Origin of the sequence: Halosimplex rarum (assembly GCF_047715405.1) — an archaeon.
Classification (GTDB): domain Archaea; phylum Halobacteriota; class Halobacteria; order Halobacteriales; family Haloarculaceae; genus Halosimplex; species Halosimplex rarum.
The window spans coordinates 1,548,819-1,572,948 of record NZ_CP180412.1; the positions used below are offsets into that span (position 1 = coordinate 1,548,819).

Genomic DNA, 24,130 nt, shown 5'->3' on the forward strand with positions numbered 1-24,130 from the left:
CGAGAGAAAACGGGCCATTCAAATAGGCCCTGTCCACTACCCCCCAGCATGGCGAAGTATTCGACCGGTGGCGCCGGCTCCAGCGCCAGCGACAGTTGCGAGCTCTGCGGCGCCGAGAACGTCGACCTCCAGACGGCCAGCGTCGCGGGGGCGACACTCAGCGTCTGTTCCGAGTGCGCCCACCACGACGAGACGTCCTCCAAGGCCTCGGGTTCCGACGACGACGGCGACCGGAAGCGCCGCGCCGCCCAGAACGCCGCGCGACTGCAGGACGCGAACGCGCCCGACGCCGAACACTGGGAGGACGGCGCCGACTACGACGACGACCAGCTCCCCTACCTCGTCAGCGACTACGGCGACGTCCTCGTCGAGGCCCGCCAGGACGCCGGCCTCCAGACCGCCGAACTCGCCGACGCGGTCGGCGCCGACGAGTCGGACGTGCTCGCCGTCGAGCAGGGCCGCGCGACCCAGGCCAACGTCGGCGGCTCGCTCATCGCCGCCCTCGAAGCCGAGCTCGACCTTCAGCTGGTCGACTCGAACTGACCGGTACGCCGGCGAACTCCGTCTCACTTCGACTTCGACTCGCTCTATCTCTGTTCTCCCGGTCGCCGCTATCTCGGGCGGGCAATTTTTGCCGGCGGTAGCCGAAGAGGAGTCCATGGAGCTTTCGGCCACCCAGGAGGCGGTCCGCGACGCGGTCCGCGAGTTCGCCGCCGAGGAGATCCGACCGGTCGCCGCCGCGGCCGACCGCGAGGCGTCCTTCCCGGAAGACGTGTGGGACGGTCTCGCCGATCTCGACCTGACCGGGCTGACCGTCCCGGAGGCGTACGACGGGTACGACGCCGACCGGCTGACCTACGCCGTCGTGAACGAGGAGGTCGCACACGGCTCGCTCGCCGTGGCGACTGCGCTGTCCGTTCACTGCCTCGCCACGTCGTGCATCGCGGAGTTCGCCGACGAGTCGGTCCGCGAGGAGTGGCTCCCGGAGATGGTCGACGGTCGACCCGTGGGTGCGTTCGCGCTCTCGGAACCCGACGCTGGATCGAACCCCGCAGAGATGTCGACGACCGCGCGGGAGACCGACGGCGGCGACGGCTACGTCCTCGACGGCAAGAAGCAGTGGATCACCAATGGCGAGCGCGCGGGCGTCGCCGTCGTCTTCGCCAAGACCGACGCCGACGATCCGGGGTCGGTGACGCAGTTTCTCGTCCCCACCGACGCGGAGGGGCTCGAAATCGGGAAGAAAGAGGACAAGCTCGGTCTCCGAGCCAGCGACACGACGAGCCTGATCTTCGACGGCGTGGAGGTCCCGGCCCGGTATCGCCTCACCGAACCGGGCCGCGGGCTCGCCGCGGCGTTCTCGATTTTGACCGGCGGCCGGATCGGCATCGCCGCCCAGTCGGTCGGGCTGGCGCAGGCGGCGCTCGACGAGGCGGTCGACTGCGCGGGCGAGCGCGAGCAGTTCGATCGCCGGATCGCGGACTTCCAGTCGATTCGTCACAAGCTCGCGGACATGTGGACGGACGTGCGAGCGGCGCGGGCGCTGACGTGGGAGGCGGCGACGGCCCAGGACCGCGGCGAGGACGCCCGGACCGCCGCGAGCGTGGCGAAGTACTTCGCGAGCGAGGCGGCCGTCGACGTGACGAACGAGGCCGTCCAGATCCACGGCGGGTACGGCTATACCACTGACTTCCCGGTCGAGCGGTTCTACCGCGACGCGAAGGTCACGACCATCTACGAGGGGACCAGCCAGATCCAGAAAAACATCATCGCGCGGGATCTCCTGGGCGAGTGACGAGGCGGGGCCCGCGGCGGGTGCGGGCTCGACCGCGGGCGCGGGCGACGTTCCTCCGGCCCCGGTCGAAGCGCATTTGCTGACTCGTCGCCTACCGAAGCGCGTGACGGAGTACGACGCTATCGTCTACGACCTGGACGGGACGCTCGTCCGCCTCGACGTGGACTGGGGGGCCGTCGCCGACCGCTGTGCGGCGATTCTGAGCGCGCGCGGTCACGACCCCGCCGGGGCGGACATCTGGGAGATGCGGGAGCTGGCGGCCGAACACGGGCTCCTCGACCGCCTCGACGAGGCCATCGCCGAGTTCGAGCGCGACGGCGCCCGGAGCGCCCGCCGCCTGGCGCTGGCCGACGCGCTGCCGCACTCTGTGCCCGTCGGGGTATGTTCGCTCAACTGCGAGTCGGCCTGCCGGATCGCGCTGGAACTACACGGGCTGGACGGCCACGTCGACGTCGTCGTCGGTCGCGACTCCCACGAACTCGTCAAGCCGGACCCCGAACCGCTCCTGCACGCCGTGGAGTCGCTGGGCGCTGCACCCGAGCGGTCGCTGTTCGTCGGGGACTCGGCGTCGGACAGGGAGGCGGCCCGCGCGGCCGGCGCCGACTTCCAGTGGGTCGAAGACCGGGTCTGAGGAAGACTGCAGTCGAGCCTAAGCGGGACTAGCGGTCGAGCCGAACGAGACCCCGAGTCACTCCGTTCGGCGGCGCTCGTAGGCGTACATCGCCAGCGCGGTGACGATCCAGACGACGGCGCCGACGCGAACGGCGAAGAGCACGCGATCGATCCAGGTCGGCAGCGCGACGGTGAGCGAGAGCACGGCGACGATCGGGGCTCCCGCGATAATGGTGACTACGAAGGTGAGCTGCATCACCCGGCCGTAGTCGACCCCGTCGGGATCGGTCCGCTCGACGCGCGCTGGCACGTCAGAGTCTTTCGGCGACGGCCCCTTGAGTCTCCTGTTTTCGCCCGGAGGCTCCGGTGGCGGGACCGAACAGACGCTACGTGTCCACCGACCCGAGGAACTCGGCGACGGCCCGGTTGAACGCGTCCGGCCGCTCGGCCATCGCGAGGTGGGCCGCATCGGGGATCTCGGCGTATGCGCCGTTCGGCAGGGTCTCCGCGAGGTACTCGTGGTAGGCCGGCGGCGTGAGCGAGTCGTGCTCACCGACGACCGCGAGCGTGGGCGCGCCGATCTCGCCGAGGCGGTCGCGCACGTCGAACGCGTGGCACGTCAGGAAGTCCCTGCGGGTGACCGCTCGACCCGTGGCGAGCAGTTGCGACTTCGACCGCTCGCCCGCGCGTTCGCCGACGTCGTGGAAGAGTCGGTCGTCGCCGTGCAGGAACTCGACGGCGCGCTCGAAATCGTCGGCCAGCCACTCGCGGAGGGGCTCGTGCACGGCGAGTTTCGCGCCGGTCCCGGCCAGGATCAGCGCCTCCGGGTCGAGATCGGTGTCGAGAGCGACGCGCAGGACGACGGCCCCGCCCAGCGAGTTGCCCGCGAGCACGTCCGCGTCCGTCTCACGCGCGACGGCGACCACGTCTCGCGCGTATGCGTCGAGCGTGTCGGGGCCGGGTCCGGCGTCGACGTCCTCGGAGTCCCCGTGGCCGCTCAGGTCGAGCGCGGCGGCCGGATGGCTCGGCCCCCTCGCGCCGTACTGGGCGGCCCACACGCGGTGTGTGGCGCCGCTCCCGTGGACGTAGAGCGCTACCGGTCCGTCCGCGTCGGGCCGAGTCGCCCTGTAGGCCGTCGTCCGTCCGTCGTGGTCGAGCGTCTGCACGCGCGGATCTTCGGCCCCCCGGTACGTGGGTGTTGGGCCCGGTCGTCCCGGAACCGTCGGGCCCCGTCGAGTCGGCGCTCTCACTCGGCGGGACCGAGCGCGCGGAGGGTGGTCCCCGTCTTGAAGAAGACGCGGTCACCCGCGACGAGCAGTTCGTCGATCTCCAAGTGGGAGTCCGTGTGCTCCCATCGCATCTCATCGGCCTCCAGGTCGTACGCGTATATGCCCGAATCCGCCGAATAGTACAGCGTCTCGTCGGCGACGACGGGCTGGTTGCCCCAGAAGGACGTGACGCCGGACAGCTCCTCGATCCGGTCTCCGGTCGCCGGGTCGAGTGCGAAGACGCCGGCGTCGTCGCCGTCGTCGGTTTTCTGATCCGCGTACAGGCGGTCGGCAGTCACTCCCGACATGATCCCGACGGTGTCGGTCCACTGTACGTCGCCGCTCGAAGCGTCTATCGCGCGGAGCGTCGGCTTTCCGCTCGCCCCGAGGACGGTCGCCAGATACACCGTTCCGCCGGCGACACTCAAGGTGAACGTGCTGTCGTCGATGTACGCCGAGGAGAGTGTCCACTGTCTCTCGCCGCCGTCCAGACTGTACGCGCTCACTTCGCCGACGCCCTCGACGGTGTAGACGTGCGAGCCGTCGGCGGCGACGTCTATCAGGTAGTTCCCGTCGGCCGTGTCTTCCGATTCGAGCGGAGACGTCCAGCGCATCTCGCGGTCGCCGAGATCGAACGCGAAGACGTCGTCTCCGTTGGCGCCGTAGAGGACACCGTCTCGCGGGACCGGGAATCCACCGGTCACCGTGTCGTCCGTCCAGCGGTGGGTCCCGTCTTCCGGGTCCAGCGCGGTCAGTCCCCCTCCGTCGAACGTGTAGAGCGCGTCCTCCGTGACCATCGGAGTCATACTCCCATCGCTCTCGGACTCGCGCTCCCACAGTACGTCGCCCGTGGCCGCGTCGAGGGCGTAGTACGCCGAGGAACTGTCTACGTAGACGGTCCCGTCGCGGACGCTGGGTGAGACGTAGTGGCTCTCGAAGGTCCACTCCTCGCGGACCGGTCCCTCGGGACCACTGGTCCCAGTGAGCACCGGATTCCGTTCCGCGTTCGCCCCGAACATCGGCCAATCGGCCTCGTTCGTGGCATCGAGCGGCCCGGACCTGTCCGAACTGCCGCCACCGTTTTCGTCTCCCCCCACGCCGACCGCGTCCGTACAGCCCGCCAACCCGAGAGAGACCGCGGCCCCCGCGCCCGCGAGCAATTCTCGTCTCCCCAAGTGTTTCTCTCGCATCAATATCGTCTTGCTATAACAGTACAATAAGCTAACTGATCTCCTGGTCGTGGATTTCACCCCGGACCCGACCGGATCGACACGGCGGGACTGGACACTGGCGGGGAACTGACGTCGCCCAAATCAGAGGGCTGTCAGTGTGAACCGCAATCAAGTATGTCTTCTGAAACCCGGAGTTCTTTAAGTGTTCCACCGTTAGATTTATATACTTATCTAGCTAACTACGAGTTAGTATGACTGGAAAACAGCAGCTGGCTGACGACGTCGGTCTGCGTCGGTACGACTACGGCGACGAGACCGTGCTGGCGGCGGACATCGGTCCGGGCCGGGACGCGTCCGTAGACGTACTCGACGACGCGGTCATCGTCGTCGTGGACGACGAGCAGTACGATCTGGACCTTGCTGGAGACGCGCAAGCGTTTATCCGCAACGGCGTCCTCACCATCGAGGTGAACGCATGAGACTCACTGTCAAGCCCCTGAAACAGAAGGACGCGGGTCGCGGACTCGCCGCCATCGACCGGGCGGCGATGGCCGAACTCGACCTGGAGAACGGCGACTACATCGTCATCGAGGGGAAGGAGTCCCGCGCGGTCGCGCGCGTCTGGCCCGGCTACCCCGAGGACGAGGGCCGCGGCGTCATCCGCATCGACGGGCGCCTCCGCCAGGAGGCGGACGTCGGTATCGACGACAACGTCGACGTCGAGAAGGCCGACGTGAAGCCCGCGACGCGAGTCAGCGTCGCGCTCCCGCAGAACCTCCGCGTTCGCGGGAACGTCGGTCCGATGATCCGGAACAACCTCAGCGGTCAGGCCGTCACGGAGGGCCAGACCGTGCCCGTCAGCTTCGGGCTCGGTCCGCTCTCCTCGATGAGCGGCCAGAAGATCCCGCTGAAGATCGCCGAGACCGATCCCTCGGGCACCGTGGTCGTCACGGACTCGACGGAGGTCGACGTGGCAGAGAAGCCCGCCGAGCAGATCCAGGAGGGCGCCGGCCCCGCCGAGGCGGGCGGCGCCCCCGACATCACGTACGAGGACATCGGCGGCCTGGACGACGAGCTCGAACAGGTCCGCGAGATGATCGAACTGCCGATGCGCCACCCGGAGCTGTTCGAGACGCTCGGCATCGAGCCGCCGAAGGGCGTCCTGCTCCACGGGCCGCCCGGCACCGGGAAGACGCTCATGGCGAAAGCGGTGGCCAACGAGATCGACGCGTACTTCACCGACATCTCCGGGCCGGAGATCATGTCGAAGTACTACGGGGAGAGCGAGGAGCAGCTCCGCGAGATCTTCGACGAGGCCGAGGAGAACTCGCCCGCCATCGTCTTCATCGACGAGATCGACTCCATCGCGCCCAAGCGCGGTGAGACCCAGGGCGACGTGGAGCGCCGCGTCGTCGCCCAGCTCCTGAGCCTGATGGACGGCCTCGAATCGCGCGGGCAGGTCATCGTCATCGGCGCGACCAACCGCGTCGACGCCGTCGACCCCGCCCTGCGCCGCGGCGGTCGCTTCGACCGCGAGATCGAGATCGGCGTCCCGGACAAGAACGGCCGCAAGGAGATACTGCAGGTTCACACCCGCGGGATGCCGCTCGTCGAGGGCATCGACCTCGACCAGTACGCCGAGAGCACGCACGGCTTCGTCGGCGCGGACCTCGAGTCGCTGGCCAAGGAGTCGGCGATGAACGCGCTCCGGCGCATCCGGCCGGAACTCGACCTCGAGTCCGACCAGATCGACGCCGAGGTGCTCGAACACCTGGAAGTCACGGAAGACGACTTCAAGCAGGCGCTGAAGGGGATCGAGCCCTCGGCCCTGCGCGAGGTGTTCGTCGAAGTGCCCGACGTGACCTGGGACCAGGTCGGCGGGCTCGAAGACACGAAAGAGCGCCTCCGCGAGACGATCCAGTGGCCGCTGGACTACCCCGAGGTGTTCGAGGCCATGGACATGGAGGCCGCGAAGGGCGTCCTCATGTACGGCCCGCCGGGCACCGGGAAGACCCTGCTCGCCAAGGCCATCGCCAACGAGGCCCAGTCGAACTTCATCTCGATCAAGGGTCCCGAACTGCTGAACAAGTTCGTGGGCGAGTCCGAGAAGGGCGTCCGCGAGGTGTTCGAGAAGGCTCGCGCGAACGCACCCACCGTGGTGTTCTTCGACGAGATCGACTCCATCGCGGGCGAACGCGGCGGTAACACCACCGACTCCGGCGTCGGCGAGCGCGTCGTCTCGCAGCTCCTGACGGAGCTCGACGGGCTCGAAGAGCTGGAGGACGTGGTGGTCATCGCGACGACCAACCGTCCGGACCTCATCGACTCCGCGCTGCTGCGCCCGGGTCGACTCGACAGGCACGTCCACGTGCCCGTGCCCGACGAGGACGCGCGCCGGAAGATCCTCGAAGTCCACACCCGCGACAAGCCGCTCGCGGACGACGTGGACCTCGACGAACTGGCGAGCCGCACCGAGGGCTACGTCGGCGCCGACATCGAAGCGGTCACCCGCGAGGCCTCGATGGCCGCGACCCGCGAGTTCATCGCGAGCGTCGACCCCGAGGACATCGACGACTCCGTCCGCAACGTGAAGGTCACGATGGACCACTTCGAGCACGCGCTCAACGAGGTCACCCCGAGCGTCGACGAGGAGACCAAGGAGCGCTACGAGGAGATCGAGGAGCGCTTCGGTCCCGGCGAAGCCGAGGTGGAGGAGAAGGAAGTCGGCCGCACCTTCCACTGACGACCGGTCGCAGTCCGCGGTCGTTTCACCGCGGTCGTTTTTCGCGGTTCCGTACCCGGCAGCGACGGCACCGCCCGGGCTGTCGGTCGCGGCGACTCCGAAGCGCAACGCCATTGACCGTCGAGTCCGCAGTTTCGGGCGATGAACGTCAGGGAGCACGTCCCGGCGGTGTCGGGCATCCTCTCGGTCGCGGCGCTGGCGCTCGTGTTCGCAGCGGCGCTCCAGGTCATCCCGCAGGCGCTCCTCCCGCGGGCGCCCGACGCGGTGCTACACGCGATCCCCCACGTCAACGCCGTCGTTAGCGCAACGGCCGTCGGCGCCATCGTCGTCGGCTGGCGGGCGATCCGCCGCGGCGACGTGGCCCGACACCGCGCGGCCATGCTCGCCACCACCGCGCTGTTCGCGCTGTTCCTCGTGGCGTACCTCTACCGCGTCGCCATCCTCGGCCCGTCGGAGTTCAGCGGGCCCCCGCTGGTCGAGGGCGTGATCTATCCCGCCGTCCTGGGCATCCACATCGTCCTCGCCGTCGTTTGCGTCCCGCTGGTCATCTACGTCCTCCTGCTGGCGCTCACCCACTCCGTCGCGGAACTGCCCGGCACCCGTCACCCGACCGTCGGTCGCGTCGCCGCGGCGCTGTGGCTCGTTTCCTTCACGCTCGGCGTCGTCGTCTATCTCATGCTGTACGTCCTGTTCTGAGCGCCCCGCTCACTCGGGGCGGGACGGATCAACGCGGACCGGCCCAGCCAGCGCGTCGGGCCCGTCGGCGAGCGCGGCGAGCACCCACTCGAGGGTCCGGTCGCGCGACCCGGACGTGAAGAACTCGTGGCCGCCGTCGTAGAGGACGATCCGCTCGGCGGGGGCGTGCTCGCCGATGGCGTCCACGCCGACGACGCTGTCCGTGAGCGAGCAGAAGACGACGCTGTCCTCGCGGAAGTTCGGAAGCCGTTCCTGCGCGTCGGCGACCGTCCGCAGGAACGCCGGCGCGATCCTGTCGGGCCCGTCCGAGAGCTGGTCCTCGGTCGCGAGGTCCCCGAGCGCGTCGTCGTCCATCGGGACCGGGATGATCGGTCGAGCGGTCGGCAGCGAGACCAGCAACCGCTGGAGCGGACCGGACTCGCCGGCCATGCCCCACCAGGGGCTCAGGTAGACGCGCGGCGCCGCCGAGTCGAGGTGAGCCGCGACCAGCCCGCCGGTACTGTGCGAGAGGACCCTGTCCGGGTCGGTCGCGTCGTGGCGGCGCTGGGTTGGCCGGACGTACTGGGCGTCGAAGTCGTCCCCGTGGTCGGGGATCGTCCCGACGTCGACCGTGTAGCCCGCGGCGACCAGTTCGTCGACCAGCCAGCGGACGTTCTCGTGGTGCGCTCTGTTCCCCCACCCGAGGACGAAGAGGACGCGCTCGTCGCCGTCGCCGAACTCCGTGAACTCCATGCGCAACGACTGGGGAGCGGTGCCACAAAAGTTCGGGGCCGGTCGGCCGCTCCGGGCGTTCGTGCGTGGTCGCCTCCTGGCGCTCGGTTTCGCTCGTCGTTCGGCGCTCGGTCCCGCTCGTCGCTCGGTGCTCGCTCAGTCGTCGCTCTCGTCGGAGTCGACTTCGAGGTCGCCGGCCGCGACGAGCGCCTCGAACGCGTTGTCCTCGGCCTCCAGCGGGAAGTCGACGCGGCCGCGCTTGCGGGCCGACTCGTAGGCGCCGAAGATTATCTCGGCCGTCTTGAGGCCGTTTCTCGCCCCGAGTTCGGACTCGCGACCCTCGCGGAGCGCGGCGAGCACTTCCGCGGCGGCGCGGTCGATGTACTCGCTGCCGTACCGACCGTCGTCGGCGTCCGTCCCGTGGAGGTGCTCGCCGTCCACGTCGACGGCCTGCCAGTCGCCGTCGCCCGCCCGGCGGATCTCCAGCATGTTGCCCGTCTCGCTGTCGATGCGGATCTCCCCGTCCGTCCCGCGGAGGACGTGCGCGGCGTCGGCGAAGCCGCTTCCCGTCCCGCCGGAGATGACCCCCTGGACGCCCGTCTCGTACTCCCAGAGCGCCCAGGCCTGGTTCTCCTGGTGCATCCCGAAGCGGACGTCCTCCTCGCGGTAGTCGATCTGGGCGATGACCCAGGCGGGTTCGGCCTCGCCGGCGAACATACCCGTCAGGTCGATGGTGTGCGCGCCGGTGTCGTAGAGGTCGCTCCAGGTGGTCTCGACGCGCTGCAGGTCGCCGATCTCGCCGTCGTCGATCATGCGCCTGGCCTCGCGGAAGGGCTTCCCGAAGCGGCGCTGGCGGTTGAAAGTGAGCTGGACGTCGCGGCGCCAACAGGCCTGGGCCATCCGCTGGGCCGAGCCCCAGGTGTGAGCCATCGGCTTCTCGGCGTGGATCGCGGAGACGACGCCGCTGCGGGCGCAGTCGACCACGACGTCCTCGTGGATCTGCGGCGGTACCGCGACGGTGACGATATCGGGCTCGACCGCGTCGAGCATGGCCTGGTAGTCCTCGAAGACGTGTTCGTCGGGGAGTTCGAACGCCCGCGCGAACGCTTCCCCGTTCTCGGGGACGATGTCGGCGCAGGCGACGACCTCGCAGTCGGGCTGGTTCTCGAACGACTCGGCGTGGCGATACCCCATCGCGAACCCCTCGACGGTGGGGTTCTCCGGGTCCGGTCCCGTTCCGATGACTGCGACCGTTTCGGTCATGCCCGTCCAGAGTCAGAACGCGCAGAAGCCTCTTTCGGTCGATTTCGTCACGCACAGTCTATGTGTAGCCCGATAGTGGTAGATCGAGCCGGCGATCGGGCGAAACTGTCACGGGAAATGGTGGTGTCAGTTACCAGAATCGGCCGTCGTACCAGACGAGTTCAATAAGATATATCACTGACTTCTCACCAACGTTACAACAGCTGAGCTATCGACATGCCTACGATAACTGTCGACGGATCCGAATTTGAGTACGAGAGACAGGCGAAGAACAGGTCCGAGAGCGTCTTCGAGGCCAGAGTCATCTGCGAGTCCCGGACCGGCGAGCGGTCCATCAGGTCCTTCGAGATCGACGTGAAGGCTCGCGACGACCTCACGGCCACCCGGATCGAGACCGCGCTCGAGGAGTGGAAGCGGACCCACCCGACGCTGACGGTCGAGCAGATCGTCATCGAGGAGACCAAACGGTGCGGGTTCGGCCAGCGGACCGGAGAGGCCGACGGCGAGGCGAGCGCCGATGCATCCTCGGACGGAGCCACCGGTCAGACCCAGCCGCTGTACCGCGGCGGCGGGCGTTCGGTGCCCCGCTCCCCGGTCGGGTTCGGCGACGTCCCCGTCGAGCGCGGTGAAGAGGTCACGTTCCACGTCGCGGGCCCCGACTCGTCGGTCTACGGCACCAGCAGCGGGACGGTCACCGGCGTCAAGACCGGGACCGAGGACTACAACATCCTCATCATCGAGACGGACTCGGGGACCAAGCGGGTCCGCGAGGACTGGATCGTCGAGGAGAGCGAGGACGAAGCCGAGGACGCGGGAAGCGAAGTCGACGAAGACGACGAGGAGTAGCGGCCGAGACGAGGTAGTTCCGTGACGTGGGGTTCCGGAACGCAGAACCGACCGTTTCCTGTGGGTGATCGTGGCGCCATAGCCTGAGCGGCAGTGCTGATAGCTGCGTGGAGAATCAGTGGTAGTCTAGCATACGCCGAGCGGAGCTCTGACGAGCCCACAGTCGTTCGCGGTGCTCACTCCTGCGGATACCGGAACCGAGCGAAGCGAGGTTCCGGCCTTTTTCACCCATGTTTTTGGCTCGGGGGTCGCCACAGGCGACCCCCGAGCGAAAAAGCTGGAAACTAGATGGTTTAGTAGGACCGTTCTTTCGGCTCGTACTCCTTCTCGCCTTCGAGGAGGACGGGCTTGTAGTACAGGCGCGGGTTGCCGTCGTTCCAGGCGAGCAGGGTGTGTTTGAGCCAGTTCTCGTCGTCGCGGAACTGGTATTGCTCGCGCCAGTGGGCGCCGCGGAACTCCTCGCGGGCGAGGGCCCCGACGGTGATGGCCTCGGCGACGTCGATGATGTTGCGGGTCTCCATCGTGTGCATCAGGTCGGTGTTGTAGGTGCGCGAGGGGTCCGACGCGGCGACGTGCTGGTAGCGCTCGCGGGCCTCGCGGATGTCCGCGAGGGCGTCCTTGAGGTTCTCCTCGCGGCGGAACACGTTGACGTTGGCCGTCATCGTCTCCTGGATGTCGTCGCGGACGTGGGCGTGGTTGATGCCCTCGTCTTCGAGGAGGCGCTCGACGCGTTCGCGCTGGCGCTCGACCTCCGACTCGACGACCGACTGGGCGTCGACCGCGGCACCGTCGGCGGCGACGCTCTCGTCGGTGGACCCGACGGCGCCGACCTCGACGCCTTCGGGGATCTCACCGGCCTCGCTCTCGGCGCTCGGGCCGGTCTGGATCTCGGCTTCCTTCATGTCGCCACCGGCGGCGTGCTTGCCGGCGCGCGCGCCGAACACGAGGAGTTCCGGCAGTGCGTTGCCGCCGAGGCGGTTGCCGCCGTGCAGGGAGACGCAGGCCGTCTCGCCGGCGGCGTAGAGGCCGTCGATGCAGGTGTGGCCGTTCTCGTCGACCTCAACGCCGCCCATCTGGTAGTGCTGGCCGGGCTTGACAGGCATCGGCTCGTCGAGACCGTCGACGCCCTCGAAGTCCTCCGCGAGGTGGAGGATGTTCTCCAGACGGTCGAGGATGCGCTCCTCGCCGAGGTGGCGCATGTCGAGGTGGACGTACTCGTCTTCGATACCGCGACCGGCGTTGATCTCCGTCAGCTCCGCCCGGGAGACCACGTCGCGGGAGGCGAGTTCGCCCTCGTTGTTCGCGTAGCCGTGCTCGAACATGAACCGCTCCTCGTCCCCGTTGTAAAGGATGCCGCCCTCGCCGCGGACCCCCTCGGAGATGAGGACACCCGTCGACGGGAGCGTGGTGGGGTGGAACTGGACGAACTCCATGTCCTCCAGCGGGACGCCGGCGCGGTAGGCCATCGCGTAGCCGTCGCCGGTGTTGGCAACGGCGTTGGTGGTGTGGTCGAACACCTGGCCGGGGCCGCCGGTGGCGAGGATGACGCCGTTGGTGGCGCGGTAGCCCTTGATCTCGCCGCTCGCGATGTCGTAGGCGACGACGCCGTGACACTCGCGGTCCTCGACGTCGTCGTGGTCGGTGACCGCCAGGTCGAGGACCTGCTGTTCCTCGTAGACGGTGATGCCTCGCTTGACGACCTGCTCGTACATCGTGTGGAGCAGGTGGTGGCCGGTCTCGGCGCCGGCGTAGGTCGTGCGCGGGTGGCTCAGCCCGCCGAACGGGCGCTGGGAGACCGTGCCGTCCTCCTCGCGGGAGAAGGGCATGCCCCAGTGTTCGAGCTGGATGACCTCGTCCGGGGCGTCTTGCGCGAAGGTCTCGACCGCGGGGGCGTCCCCGAGGTAGTCCGACCCCTTCATCGTGTCGTAGGCGTGCAGTTCCCAGGAGTCCTCGGGGTGGAGCGCGGCGTTGATGCCGCCCTCCGCGGCCCCCGTGTGGGACCGGACGGGGTGGAGCTTCGTGACCATGGCCACGTCGGCTCCCTCCTCGTGGGCCTCGATCGCTGCTCGCAGGCCGGCGCCGCCGGCGCCGACGACGAGTACGTCGTGTTCGTGCATAGTTACCAGAATTTGAGGTTCGACTTGACTGCTTCGCGTTTCAGTTCCTGGATGTGCTCGGTCAGCGGGATGTCCTTGGGGCACACCTCGGTGCAGGAGAACTGGGTCTGGCAGCGCCAGACGCCGTGTTCCTGCTCGATGATCTCAAGGCGGTCTTCCTTCTGGATCTCGCCCTCGCGTTCGTCCATCGCGAACCGGTAGGCCTTGTTGATGGCCGCCGGGCCGAGGTACTCGTTGTCGCCCGCGGCGATGTTACACGAGGACATGCAAGCGCCGCACCAGATACAGCGCGTCGACATCTTGACCTTCTCGCGGTTCTCGGGGGACTGGCGCTGTTCCTCGCGCTCGCCCTCGGGAAGCTCGTCGGGCTGGAAGTACGGCTCGACGGCGTGCATCTGCTCGTAGAAGTGCTCCATGTCCACGACGAGGTCCTTGACCACGTCCTGGTGGGGGAGCGGCTCGATGCGGACCGGGTCTTCGAGGTCCGCCATCTGGGTCTTGCAGCCGAGTCGCTGCTGGCCGTTGACGAACAGGGCGTCGGAGCCACAGACGGCCTGTCGACAGGAGTGGCGGAAGGTGAGCGAGGAGTCGTAGTGGTCTCGGGCGTAGATGAGCGCGTCGAGGACGGTCATCCCCTTGAAGAAGGGGACCGAGAAGTCGTCGAAGCGGGGCTCTTCTTTGCCCTCGACCTCGGGGTCGTAGCGGAACACCTTGATCTGGACGGTGTTCTCCGCGTCTCGAACCTCCTCGCGTGCCTGTTCTTCGCGCTCTCGGGCCTCGGCGCGGGCCTTCTTCTCCGAGAGGCGGCGCTCCTGGTGGGGCTGTTCGGCCTCTGTGGCCGCGTCCGCCTCGGTCTCTTCCTCGGTCTCCTCGTGTTCGATTTGCGTACTCATAGTAGGTCAGTCATCGCGAGCGCCACGCGGGTTCCCTGAACGATCAGTGCTAGGCTCGCCAGCGTCAAAACGGCCCCGACTGCCTTCTTCCGGGTGCCCGTCAGTCCCTGGTTGATCAGGGCGTTGTAGACGCCGTTGACACCGTGGAAGGTCGCGGTGACGAGGAACAGCCACATCGTCGCGAAGTAGCCGACCTGGCTCATCCGCGCCTGGGTGCCGGCGAAGGTGATCTCCGCGGCGTGGTTGACGAAGTGCAGGAGGAAGAAGTGGAAGGCGAGAACGCCGATCAGGAAGACAGCGGTCAGCCGCTGGAGGAGCCACTTGGTGCCGCCGCGCTCGAACGAGGAGTAGTGTTCGGCCATCGATCACACCCCCGCGAGGAACGTCGGCACGCTCGCGACGACGATGGCGGCCGTCACGACGAGCGACGCGTAGAAGCTCTTGTCCTGGTTCTCCAGTCCGAACCCGAGGTCGACGAACAGCAGTCGCACGCCGTTGAGAATGTGGAAGACGGCCACCGACAGCAGGCCGACCTCCAGAAGGCGAACGACGAGCAGTTCCTCGAGTCCCTGGAGCGTGTTCGTGTACACGGTCGGATCGCTGGCGGTCGCCGTGCTCAACACGGCTATGTGCGTAAAGAGATAGCCGATGAGCACCCAGCCGGTGAACTTGTGGAAGATCCAGGCCCACATGCCCGGCTGGAACTCCCGCCACCGGCCGAAGTCCTCGACCGCCCCGCGGTCGTACGTCTCGCTCATACACCGGGCGCAAAGGCGGCGGGGGGTATAGTAGTTTCTACACCGACCCGTTTCGGCCGCCGAACACGTTCACAGCCGTCCACGACTGGCCGGTTTCGGTCGGTATTTCCCCATTTTCCGGGATCGATCGCGACCGTCGTGAAAAAGCGTTGTCACAGCCGGCGGGAGCGGGGTTCGCGGACGGCGGGCGCGGGGGATGCGCGGGGCGAGCGCGGGGGCAGCTACGTGGCGGCCGTGGACCGATCCGTCGGCGCGCGCGCCTACTCGGCGGCCGTCACGTCGTCGTGGGACTCGGCGCGTTCGGCGGTCCCGTTGACGCCGCCGTTGCGCTCGATGGCGTCCAGCGTCTTCGCGTCGAGTTTCACGAGGTGGCAGAGCGGGTTGCCCGGGTAGACGACGGGATTCTCCAGCACGCCGACGAGCAGCCCGGTGAACGGCGCCTCGACGCGCGCCGTTTCGGTCTTGAACGGGTTCGCGATGGTACAGATGGTCTCGCCCTCGCGGACGACCCCTCCCCGTTCCTCGTGCATGTCGACGAGACCGCCGGCGTCGGCCCGCAGCCAGGTCTTCTCGTCGGAGCCCTCGATGACGGTGCGCCAGCCGGGCCAGCGGACGCGTTCGGTGGGCAGGAGGCCGAACTCCGCGAGGACGCTCTCGGCGCCGACGAGGGCGCGGTCGATGAGCGAGCGCTGGAAACGGTGGGCTTCGCCCATCTCGACGGTGATCGTCGGGGTCTCGCGTTCGCTCGCCTCGCGGCGGAGCGTGCCCTCGGACCCCTCGTTGTCGATGATCACGTTCGAGGCGAACGCCCGCGCCACGCGCTCGACCGACGGATCGTCCATGTTCGCGCGGACGTGGAGCATGTTCGTCCGCCCGCGGGTGGAGGTGTGGAAGTCGATCCCCAGGTCGCAGGGCCTGACGAAGTTGTCGAAGATCCGCTGGGCCATCCGCTTGGCGCTGGTCGACCCCTCCTTGCCGGGGAACGACCGGTTGAGGTCGCGGTCGTAGACAGGGAGGTACCGCTCCTGGGCGATGAATCCGGGGACGTTCAGCACCGGCAGACAGATGAGCGTCCCGCGGAGGTCGTCGAGGTCCCACTCGTGGGCGACCTCACGGACAACTTCGACGCCGTTGAGTTCGTCGCCGTGAGAGGCGGCGCTGAGAAACGCCGTCGGGCCGGGTTCGGCCCCGTTGACGATGGTGACGGGGATCCTGACCGGATCGCCGAGATAGGTCTCGCTGACGGAGTACCGCACGTTGGCCGTCTCACCGGGGTCGACCCGACCGCCGTCGTAGGTGAACGGCTCGGCCTCGTCCATACCTGCCTCTACGGCCGGGGGTTGAAACGTGTGGCGACCCCGCTCGCCGAGCTGATACCGGGGCGAGGGCGCCCCCGTTCTCGTCGGATAGCCGTCAGATCGGGGGCGAGACGGCGAGAGAGCGACCGTCAGTTCTTTCGGCCACCGTCGAGTGGTTCCGGTATGGCGACTTCTGACTCCGTCTCGGTGGGGGTGTTGAGTCTCCACAACAGCAAGGAGACCAAGGCGATACTGAACGCCGTCGACGACCTGGGCCACGACCCCAAGTGGCTCCGCCGCGAGAACACCACGATGCGGATCGAGGGCTCCGAGCCGGTTCTCGAACCCGACGTGGACGTGATCGCGAACCGACTCCTGCTTTCGAAATCGACCGAGCCCTGCGAGGAGATGGGGCTGGCGAACACGCTCGAACAGCTCTGTCCGATGCTCAACGAGCCCGCGAAGACGCTCACGTCGATGCACAAGGTGGCCTCGGCGGTCGCGCTCTCGGACGCGGACGTGCAGGTCCCCGACGCGCTGCTGGCGCTCTCCTCGGAGCGACTCAACCTCGAACGCGAGTCGTTCGGCCAGGAGGCGGTCTACAAGACGGCCATCGGGACCAACGGCGGCGGCACCTGGAAGGTCGACGCGACCGAGCGCGTCAACGCGCGCGTCGGCAACCGCTACGCGTTCCTCCAGAAACTCCTGGAGCGCGACGACGTGCCGACCCGCGACCTCCGCGTCTACGTCGTCGACGGCGAGGTCGTCGGGTCGATGTTCCGCTACGCGCCCGAGAACGAGTGGCGCACCAACGTCGCGCTCGGCGGCCGCGTCGAGGACGCCACCGGGGACGTGCCCGACGAGGTCGTCCAGACCGCCAAGACCGCCGTCGAGGCGGTCGGCCTCGACTACGCCGGGGTCGACCTCATGGAAGGCGACGACGGCTGGTACGTCCTCGAAGTGAACCCGACGGCCGGGTTCAAGGGCCTCTACGAGGCCACGGGGACCAGCCCCGCGCCCCACATCGCGAAGCTCGCGATCGAACGGGTGGGCGGCGAAGTGGACGACCAACGCGTGCAGGAACTCGCGGGCTTCCTCGACGACTCCGTGCCGGCGTGTAAGCCGCCGGCGGTCTCCTCGGGGTCGTCCGACCCGCTCGTCATCGGCTACACCGAAGAGGTCCTCATCAGCGGGACGAAGGGCTCCGAGTCGGTCGTCGCCAAGTCCGACACCGGCGCGACCCGGACGAGCATCGACACGCAACTCGCCGCAAACATCGGCGCCGGCCCGATCAAGTCGATCACGAAGGTCCGTTCGGGCTCGTCGAAGAGCTCGAAGAGCCGACCGCTCGTGGACGTGGTCGTCGGCGTCGGCGGCACCCGCCACACCGTCACCGCCAGCGTCGAAGATCGCAGCCACATGAACTACCCCGTCATCCTCGGCCGCGACATCCTCGGCGACTACCAGGTCGACGTGAGCCGCAAGGCCGACCGCGAGTCCGACCCCGAGATCGAGTCCGAGGAGTAGCGCTACTGCGACTCTCCGACCCGCTCCGCGAGTTCCCGAGCGCGTTCGACCCGTTCGTCCGCGTCTGCGTCCCCGGTCGTCTCGACGTTGTCGAGCAGGTCCGCGACGTGGCCGACGCGCTCGCGAACGACGTCCGCTGACCCCTCCGTCGCAGCCAGATCCGTGGCGTCGCCGGCGACCGCTTGCGCCTCGCCGATCCAGCGGCTCGCTTCGCGTTCGACCGGTCGCTCTTCGGTCGCAGACAGCTCTTCGTGAATCTCGTCGACGAGTTCGGCGAGCGGCCGTTCCGAGTCGGCCGAATCGTCGATCACGAGTGGAGCTCCGTGGGCGGACTGCCACTGGTCGATGCCTCCGACGCGATCGACGGGGCGCGAGATTCGCTGTGCACGTCGGAGAGACGGGGGCCGTCGGTTTAGGTCACGGGGACGCCGATTGGCGTAAATGGATGTTTTCGATACGGAATCAACGAGTAATCCGCATTCGGGCCGATGTAGTACTGATCTCACGGTTGAGTACATAGAAGTATTGTCCTACCAGTAATTACAATTCAGGTAGAAGACAACAATTAAGTTCAATCAAACACCATGACATCTTGATGTTCAGAGGAGATGACTTGAATCGGACGCGGCGTGACGTGATCAAGACGCTCGGCGCGACGGGGGCCGCACTGGCTGGCGGTGCGACAGTCGTAGGTTCCAGCGCGGCGGCCACAGACGGGCCGATCCCGGTGCTGGACGTCGACCCGAAGAATCCCGGCCTCGGGAAGGAAGTGACTCTCGACGGGTCCGACTCGTACGACCCTGCCGGGGAGGGGATCGACTCCCACATCTGGACCGTCCAGCACACCGGCGCCGACGACGAGACCACGGACTACACCGGCATGGACGAGGACTTCTCCGTGACCTTCGACGAGCCGGGTCACTGGTACGTGAACCTGGGCGTCAGAACCCCGGACGACCGGTATAACTCGGTCAAATGGATCCGGACGGTCCACGAGTCGGACGACCAGTGGCCGATCGTCAACATCAACGGCATCGACGGCCCGATCGACGACGGAGAGGAGGTCACGCTGACGGCGAACAACGGCACCCCCGACATGGAGATCGAAAGCTACGAGTGGTCAATCCATCGGGTCTACGATGACGTCGTCGAGTACGAGGGGAAGGAGATCACCCACACCTTCTCCGGCGACGGCATCCGCAAAGTCACGCTACAGGGGGTGACGCCAGACGGGACGGAGAGCTGGGAGACCGACTTCGTCCCGATCGTTCAGGAGACAGACCAGAAGCCGGACGTCGACCTCGACAACGTGCTCAACCAGTACAGCGTCGGTGATTACCACCTCATCCGTCCGGACGCCAGCGACCCCGACGGTGGCCCGATCACGTACTACCAGTGGGTGCTGTTCCGGGAGGGAGAAGAGGTCGACGACGCCTACGGCGAGGAATACGAACTCACCCCGGAGCAGCCCGGTGATCACCGCCTCAACCTGGTCGTCGAGGACGACGAACGCCAAACGGCGACGGCGGACGCCACCTTCACGGTCACTGAAAATACCGAGCAGGTCGAGATCGTCGGCGAAGTCGAGTGGAACGATCTGGGCTACTCGCTCTGGGAGGCCAAAGCGGATGTAAAGAACGTGACTGGCGATTCGCTTACGGTCCGACCGTCACTCACGAACGCCGACGGGAAAACGTCGGAAGCCGAGGAGCAGACCACCATCGCCGCCGGAGACACCGAGACCGTCAGCCACGGTCACAGGGCCACGGCGGACCCGCCGGAACTCGTCTTCGCAGTCGCCGACAAAGAAGTGCAGTACTCCGAGAACTGACGAAAATCGACGATATCACACATTTTCGGCGTGATATCGGGGGCCCTACACGGCTGCGGGCTGGTCCGCGGCTTCGAGCAGTTCCTGGTAGCGATTCCGGATGGTCACCTCGGAGACGTCGGCGACCTCGCTGACCTCCGCCTGCGTGACCTTCTCGTTGCAGAGCAGCGGCGCGGCGTAGACCGCCGCTGCCGCGAGACCGACAGGGCTCTTGCCGACGTGGACCTGCTGGTCCGTGGCGGTGTCGAGCAGTTCGCGAGCGCGGCGCTCGGCCTCGTCCGAGAGGCCGAGATCCGATGCGAACCGGCCGACGTAGCTCTCGGGGTCGGCGGGTTCGATCTGCAGCCCGAGTTCGCGGACGACGTAGCGGTAGGTCCGCTGGAACTCCATCTCGTCGATGCGGCTGACGGCCACGACTTCGTCGATGCTGCGGGGCGTGCCGGCCTGGCGCGCGGCGCCGTAGATAGCGCTCGTCGCGACGCCCTCGATGGAGCGGCCGGGCAGGAGATCCTCGTCGAGGGCGCGGCGGTAGATGACCGACGCGGTCTCGCGGACGTTCTCGGGCAGTCCGAGCGCGCTTCCCATGCGTTCGATCTCGCCGAGGGCCTGCTTGAGGTTGCGCTCTTTCGAGTCACGGGTGCGGAAGCGCTCGTCCCAGGTGCGCAGGCGCTGCATCTTCTGGCGCTGGTTCGAGGACAGCGAGTTGCCGTAGGCGTCCTCGTTCTGCCAGCCGATGTTCGTCGAGAGGCCCTTGTCGTGCATCATGTTCGTCGTCGGCGCGCCGACGCGCGATTTCTCGTCCTTCTCCGAGGAGTTGAACGCCCGCCACTCGGGGCCGGGGTCGATCTCGTCCTCCTCGACCACGAGGCCGCAGTCCTCGCAGACCGTCTCGCCGCGGGCGTCGTCGGTGACGAGCGAGCCGGCGCACTCCGGGCAGACCCGTTCGTCGATCGACTCCTCCGCGGAGCGTTGGGACTCGCTCTCCGTCTCGGTTCGCGTCTCCGGGGCCGATACGCGAGTCTCCGCCTCGCCGGTGGTGGTGCGCGTGTCTGTCATGGTGAACTCCCCTGCGTGGAGGGCAGGATGCGTGGGCGGGGGCTACCGACGGGGAAAACCGTAAAATCCGGTAACCGCCCCTGCTAACCCATCGTAAGGGCGAAAGTTACTTAAACATTTCGCCAACGTTTATGTGAAATCGTTTTATTCGCGGTTGAGATCACGCGCCCCGTCGGTGGACTCGGGTCCGCGATCAGGCCTGGCCGACTTCGGTCTCCCCGCCTTCGTAGTGGTTCCAGATGTACAGCGACGCGTACGACCGATAGGGCCGCCAGCGGTCGGCGGCGTCGACCATCTCGGCGCGCGTCATCTCGGCGTCGAACAGCAGGTCCATCCCCTTGCGGATGCCCAGGTCGCCGACCGGAAAGACGTCTTCCCGCCCGAGGCCGAACATGAGGAACATGTCCGCGGTCCACGGGCCGATCCCGTGTATCTCCGTCAGTTCCGCTTTGACGACGTCGTCGCTCATCTCGGCGAACGTCCGGCGGTCCCACCCGTGGTCGACGAACGCCTGCGCCGCGGTCCTGACGTACTCGGCTTTCGCCTGCGAGAGGCCCGCGTCGAGGAGGACCTCGCGGTCCGCAGCGAGCATTCCCTCGGGCGTGACTTCGACGGCGTCGAACAGCCGTTCCCGGATGGCCGCCGCCGACGCCATCGACACCTGCTGGCGGATCAGGGAGACGACCAGCCGCTCGTAGAGGTCCTCGGCCGGTTCGAGTTCGAGGGCGCCGTGCTCGGCCACGGCCTGGCCGAGTATCTCGTCGGCCGCGAGCGCCTCGATGGGGTCCGCTGTCATCGCCCGGGAGTCAGTACCGGTCCGGGAAGGCCGTTTCGGACCGCGCCGATCCGGGTCGAACACCGAGTGGACGCGTGGGAGAACGGTCTCCTCAGTCGCTCATCCCGGCCGTCCCGCAGCAAGCCGGGGACTCCGCCGGCGCCGCGTCTTCCGCGTCGCCGTCGGCGCGACCCGCTTCGGTCGCGTGATCGCCGCTCGCGCCGGTCTCGCCGACCGCCGCGTCGTCCGCCGTCGGTTCGCGCTCTGGCGCTTCCGCGTCGCCGTCCCGCTCGACCACTTTTGCCGGGTTGCCGACCACGGTCGCACCGGGCGGCACGTCCTCGACGACGACCGCGCCCGCCCCGACCGTCGCGCCGTCGCCGATGGTGATGTCGCCAACGAGCGTCGACCGGGCGCCGAGCGTCACGCCGTCACCGACCGTCGGGTGGCGCTTGACCGGCCGCGGGTCGTCACCGCCGAGCGTCACGCCGTGGTACATCGCCACGTCGTCACCGATCTCCGCCGTCTCGCCGATCACGACGCCCATCCCGTGATCTACGAAGACTCGCCGCCCGAGTTCGGCCCCCGGGTGGATCTCCACCCCGGTGAGAAAGCGCGTGAGTTGGGAGACCAGTCTGGCGGTGAAGTGGAAGTCGCGCGTCCAGAGCCAGTGGGCCAGCCTGTGCGCCCAGACGGCGTGCAGGCCGGCGTAGAGGAACACCTCGGCGGTGCTCCTGGCGGCGGGGTCGGTCTCGCGGGCTGTGCGAACGTCCTCGCGGAGTCGGTCGAACATGATGTGTGGGTGTGAGTGTCGTCGGTGTCGGTGAGTCGAGCGGGCGATGCGAACGAGAAAGAGCGGGCGCTCAACAACAGCGACGCCGAACACTGTTCGGCTGGTCGGGACCCGTGCGACCGGACGAGCGAGAGCGCCCGTTGTGCATGTCTCTCACTCGATTTCCCAGCGGCTTAAATCGTGCGACACTCTCCCCGAGTCGTTCGATCTGTTGCTCCCTGGTCACTCGGTTCAGGGAATCGCTCGCACGGAGTTGCTTCGACCGTCCTCGACAGTGCGTGTTAGAAGGCGTCGGGTCGCTCGCTAGCAGTCAGAGCAACCGCAGGGTATCCCGCGAGTTGAACGCCCTCAGCCCGCTCGTCAGGAGCCGAAACAGCAGTCGACAGCATGCGGTGAAAGCCCTCGGTCCGCTCGCTAGCAGTCGGAACCGCAGACGACGACAAGCGATGAAAGCCCTCGGCCCGCTCGCGCGGTCTGTGCGGGATATCCTCGGTCGCTGACGCTCCCTCGGATAGTGGCCCGCGCACACCCCGCGACCGAGTCTCGCCCTTTCAGTCCACCAGGACCGCAACTGCACCGCAGACAGCCTCACGCCTCCCCAGCCGACTGCGCTTCTCGCTCACTGCGTTCGCTGCGATGCTCATCCCTCGCACGGCTACGTCGCGCCACGGAGGGCGCGACAGCGCGCGCCACAGCCATTGACGTGACCGGAAACGAAACGCCTGGTGGCCGGATCAGGCGATACCTTTGCCCAGCAGTTCGCGAGCGATGATGTTCTTCTGGATCTCGGTGGTGCCCTCGTAGATCTGGGTGATCTTGGCGTCGCGGTAGAACCGCTCGACGTCGAAGTCGTTGACGTAGCCGGCGCCGCCGTGGATCTGGACGGCCTCGTCGGCGGCCTCGACCGCCACGCGGGAAGCGTACTCCTTGGCCATGGAGGCGAGCTGGGTGAGCTGGTCGTCGGCGTGGTCGACGCTCCAGGCGGACTTGTAGGTCAGCTGCCGCGCGGCCTCGGTCTTGGTATGCATATCGGCGAGCTTGTGCTGGATGGCCTGGAACTCGCTGATGGACTTGCCGAACTGCTCGCGCTCCTGGGCGTAGTCGAGCGCCCGCTCGGCGGCGCCGCGAGCGATGCCGACGCCCTGTGCGGCGACGGCGGTGCGGGTCTCGTCGAAGAACTGCATCAACTGGAGGAAGCCGGCGCCGCGGGTGCCGACGAGGTTCTCCTCGGGGACGCGCACGTCGTCGAACAGCAGTTCCGCCGTGTCCGAGGCGCGGATGCCGAGCTTGCCGGTGATCTTCTCGGCCTCGAAGCCGTCGCGGTCGGACTCGATCAGGATCTGCGAGAAGCCGTTGTATCGGCCCTCCGCGTCGGGGTCCGTCTTGCAGAGGACGACGAAGAAGTCGCCGACCGACCCGTTCGTGATCCACATCTTGTTGCCGTTGATCACCCACTCGTCGCCGTCTTTCTCCGCACTCGTGGAGACCGACGACACGTCCGATCCCACGTCCGGTTCGCTGATGGCCGAGCCCATGATGGCCTCGCCCTCGGCGACCGGCCGGAGATACTCCTCTTTTTGCTCCTCGGTGCCGAACTCGACGAGCGCGTCGGCGCCGAACGCGGCCGAGGAGATGGAGAGGCCGATCCCCGGGTCGGCGGCGAACAGCTCCTCGACGATGACGATGTTCGTCAGGTAGTCGTAGCCGACGCCGCCGTATTCGAGGGGAATGTTCGATCCCACCAGTCCCAGTTCCGCGGCCTGATCGACCAGGTCGTGGGGGAACTTCTCTTCCGTATCGTACTCCGTCGCGACCGGCACGATCTCGTTCTCGGCGAAGCGGCGGACCTCGTCACGGACCTGTTTCTGCTCGTCTGAGAGCGCGAAGTCCATGTGTCAAATGTCACCCGTTACCATACATAACGCTTCGTAATCAACGATCAACTCGTCAGTCGTTTCCTCACGAGAGAAACCTTG

At 67.5% G+C, this 24,130-nt stretch carries 23 protein-coding genes and 1 pseudogene; 9 read left to right on the forward strand and 15 right to left on the reverse strand.

What is annotated here, in order from left to right:
- Positions 1-48 precede the first annotated feature (48 nt).
- The 3 genes from ACMGFH_RS07455 to ACMGFH_RS07465 all read left to right on the forward strand — a co-directional run bounded on the left by ACMGFH_RS07455 (position 49) and on the right by ACMGFH_RS07465 (position 2,426).
- Positions 49-543, forward strand: coding sequence for a helix-turn-helix domain-containing protein (locus ACMGFH_RS07455; RefSeq protein ID WP_415382302.1), 495 nt, complete (start codon positions 49-51; stop codon positions 541-543).
- Between the two features lie 115 nt (positions 544-658).
- Complete coding sequence (locus tag ACMGFH_RS07460; RefSeq protein ID WP_415382303.1) at positions 659-1,795, forward strand: acyl-CoA dehydrogenase family protein; 1,137 nt, start codon at positions 659-661, stop codon at positions 1,793-1,795.
- Positions 1,796-1,898: 103 nt separating this feature from the next.
- Positions 1,899-2,426 carry an HAD family hydrolase gene (locus ACMGFH_RS07465; protein ID WP_415382305.1) on the forward strand — a complete coding sequence of 176 codons (528 nt, stop codon included), beginning with the start codon at positions 1,899-1,901 and terminating at the stop codon, positions 2,424-2,426.
- A 57-nt stretch (positions 2,427-2,483) separates the two neighbouring features.
- On the opposite strand, the gene ACMGFH_RS07470 is transcribed toward ACMGFH_RS07465, so the two are convergent.
- The 3 genes from ACMGFH_RS07470 to ACMGFH_RS07480 all read right to left on the reverse strand — a co-directional run bounded on the left by ACMGFH_RS07470 (position 2,484) and on the right by ACMGFH_RS07480 (position 4,865).
- Entirely contained in the window at positions 2,484-2,717 is a 234-nt protein-coding gene (locus ACMGFH_RS07470) for a DUF5822 domain-containing protein (RefSeq protein ID WP_415382306.1), read from the reverse strand.
- A 76-nt stretch (positions 2,718-2,793) separates the two neighbouring features.
- Entirely contained in the window at positions 2,794-3,573 is a 780-nt protein-coding gene (locus ACMGFH_RS07475) for an alpha/beta fold hydrolase (RefSeq protein WP_415382307.1), read from the reverse strand.
- 80 nt (positions 3,574-3,653) lie between these two features.
- On the reverse strand, positions 3,654-4,865 hold the full coding sequence (locus ACMGFH_RS07480; protein ID WP_415382308.1) for a PQQ-binding-like beta-propeller repeat protein: 1,212 nt from the start codon (positions 4,863-4,865) through the stop codon (positions 3,654-3,656).
- Between the two features lie 233 nt (positions 4,866-5,098).
- Here ACMGFH_RS07480 and ACMGFH_RS07485 point away from each other — a divergent pair, with 233 nt between their 5' ends.
- The 3 genes from ACMGFH_RS07485 to ACMGFH_RS07495 all read left to right on the forward strand — a co-directional run bounded on the left by ACMGFH_RS07485 (position 5,099) and on the right by ACMGFH_RS07495 (position 8,286).
- Positions 5,099-5,326: a hypothetical protein gene (locus ACMGFH_RS07485; protein ID WP_415382309.1), complete on the forward strand. Its 228-nt coding sequence runs from the start codon at positions 5,099-5,101 to the stop codon at positions 5,324-5,326.
- Positions 5,323-7,590: a CDC48 family AAA ATPase gene (locus ACMGFH_RS07490; protein WP_415382310.1), complete on the forward strand. Its 2,268-nt coding sequence runs from the start codon at positions 5,323-5,325 to the stop codon at positions 7,588-7,590. Before ACMGFH_RS07485 ends, ACMGFH_RS07490 begins: the two co-directional genes overlap by 4 nt.
- A 141-nt stretch (positions 7,591-7,731) precedes the next feature.
- On the forward strand, positions 7,732-8,286 hold the full coding sequence (locus ACMGFH_RS07495; protein WP_415382311.1) for a DUF420 domain-containing protein: 555 nt from the start codon (positions 7,732-7,734) through the stop codon (positions 8,284-8,286).
- 9 nt (positions 8,287-8,295) lie between these two features.
- Here ACMGFH_RS07495 and ACMGFH_RS07500 read toward each other — a convergent pair whose 3' ends face one another.
- Both ACMGFH_RS07500 and ACMGFH_RS07505 read right to left on the reverse strand, forming a co-directional pair.
- Positions 8,296-9,018, reverse strand: coding sequence for an alpha/beta hydrolase (locus ACMGFH_RS07500; protein ID WP_415382312.1), 723 nt, complete (start codon positions 9,016-9,018; stop codon positions 8,296-8,298).
- A 135-nt stretch (positions 9,019-9,153) separates the two neighbouring features.
- Positions 9,154-10,260 carry a Gfo/Idh/MocA family protein gene (locus tag ACMGFH_RS07505; RefSeq protein ID WP_415382313.1) on the reverse strand — a complete coding sequence of 369 codons (1,107 nt, stop codon included), beginning with the start codon at positions 10,258-10,260 and terminating at the stop codon, positions 9,154-9,156.
- 216 nt (positions 10,261-10,476) lie between these two features.
- On the opposite strand from ACMGFH_RS07505, the gene ACMGFH_RS07510 reads away from it, so the two are divergent.
- The gene (locus ACMGFH_RS07510) at positions 10,477-11,106 is read left to right on the forward strand and encodes a hypothetical protein (protein WP_415382314.1); all 630 of its coding nucleotides are present in this window, start codon (positions 10,477-10,479) and stop codon (positions 11,104-11,106) included.
- A 293-nt stretch (positions 11,107-11,399) separates the two neighbouring features.
- Here ACMGFH_RS07510 and ACMGFH_RS07515 read toward each other — a convergent pair whose 3' ends face one another.
- The 5 genes from ACMGFH_RS07515 to ACMGFH_RS07535 all read right to left on the reverse strand — a co-directional run bounded on the left by ACMGFH_RS07515 (position 11,400) and on the right by ACMGFH_RS07535 (position 16,193).
- Positions 11,400-13,223: an FAD-binding protein gene (locus ACMGFH_RS07515; RefSeq protein WP_415382315.1), complete on the reverse strand. Its 1,824-nt coding sequence runs from the start codon at positions 13,221-13,223 to the stop codon at positions 11,400-11,402.
- Between the two features lie 2 nt (positions 13,224-13,225).
- Positions 13,226-14,116 carry a succinate dehydrogenase/fumarate reductase iron-sulfur subunit gene (locus ACMGFH_RS07520; RefSeq protein ID WP_415382316.1) on the reverse strand — a complete coding sequence of 297 codons (891 nt, stop codon included), beginning with the start codon at positions 14,114-14,116 and terminating at the stop codon, positions 13,226-13,228.
- A complete protein-coding gene (locus tag ACMGFH_RS07525; protein ID WP_415382318.1) occupies positions 14,113-14,478 on the reverse strand; it encodes a succinate dehydrogenase hydrophobic membrane anchor subunit in 366 nt (121 codons plus the stop codon). Before ACMGFH_RS07525 ends, ACMGFH_RS07520 begins: the two co-directional genes overlap by 4 nt.
- A gap of 3 nt (positions 14,479-14,481) precedes the next feature.
- A complete protein-coding gene (gene sdhC, locus ACMGFH_RS07530; RefSeq protein WP_415382319.1) occupies positions 14,482-14,874 on the reverse strand; it encodes a succinate dehydrogenase, cytochrome b556 subunit in 393 nt (130 codons plus the stop codon).
- 260 nt (positions 14,875-15,134) lie between these two features.
- Entirely contained in the window at positions 15,135-16,193 is a 1,059-nt protein-coding gene (locus ACMGFH_RS07535; protein ID WP_415382321.1) for a succinylglutamate desuccinylase/aspartoacylase family protein, read from the reverse strand.
- Positions 16,194-16,355: 162 nt separating this feature from the next.
- On the opposite strand from ACMGFH_RS07535, the gene ACMGFH_RS07540 reads away from it, so the two are divergent.
- Positions 16,356-17,699, forward strand: coding sequence for a RimK/LysX family protein (locus ACMGFH_RS07540; RefSeq protein ID WP_415382322.1), 1,344 nt, complete (start codon positions 16,356-16,358; stop codon positions 17,697-17,699).
- Positions 17,700-17,701: 2 nt separating this feature from the next.
- Here the strand turns inward: ACMGFH_RS07540 and ACMGFH_RS07545 are convergent, their stop codons facing one another.
- Positions 17,702-18,010, reverse strand: a complete 309-nt coding sequence (locus ACMGFH_RS07545; RefSeq protein ID WP_415382323.1) for a hypothetical protein — start codon at positions 18,008-18,010, stop codon at positions 17,702-17,704.
- A gap of 284 nt (positions 18,011-18,294) precedes the next feature.
- Between ACMGFH_RS07545 and ACMGFH_RS07550 the strand changes: the two genes are divergently transcribed.
- Positions 18,295-19,530, forward strand: coding sequence for a twin-arginine translocation signal domain-containing protein (locus ACMGFH_RS07550; RefSeq protein ID WP_415382324.1), 1,236 nt, complete (start codon positions 18,295-18,297; stop codon positions 19,528-19,530).
- Between the two features lie 45 nt (positions 19,531-19,575).
- Here ACMGFH_RS07550 and ACMGFH_RS07555 read toward each other — a convergent pair whose 3' ends face one another.
- The 4 genes and pseudogenes from ACMGFH_RS07555 to ACMGFH_RS07570 form a co-directional block, all read right to left on the reverse strand.
- Positions 19,576-20,586 (reverse strand): transcription initiation factor IIB, encoded by a 1,011-nt coding sequence (locus ACMGFH_RS07555; protein ID WP_415382325.1) that lies wholly within the window; start codon positions 20,584-20,586, stop codon positions 19,576-19,578.
- A gap of 193 nt (positions 20,587-20,779) precedes the next feature.
- Positions 20,780-21,382, reverse strand: coding sequence for a DNA-3-methyladenine glycosylase family protein (locus ACMGFH_RS07560; protein WP_415382327.1), 603 nt, complete (start codon positions 21,380-21,382; stop codon positions 20,780-20,782).
- Between the two features lie 238 nt (positions 21,383-21,620).
- Positions 21,621-22,154, reverse strand: a pseudogene (epsC, locus tag ACMGFH_RS07565) (serine O-acetyltransferase EpsC); the annotation flags it as partial.
- Positions 22,155-22,888: 734 nt separating this feature from the next.
- Positions 22,889-24,046, reverse strand: coding sequence for an acyl-CoA dehydrogenase family protein (locus tag ACMGFH_RS07570; protein WP_415382328.1), 1,158 nt, complete (start codon positions 24,044-24,046; stop codon positions 22,889-22,891).
- Between the last annotated feature and the right edge of the window lie 84 nt (positions 24,047-24,130).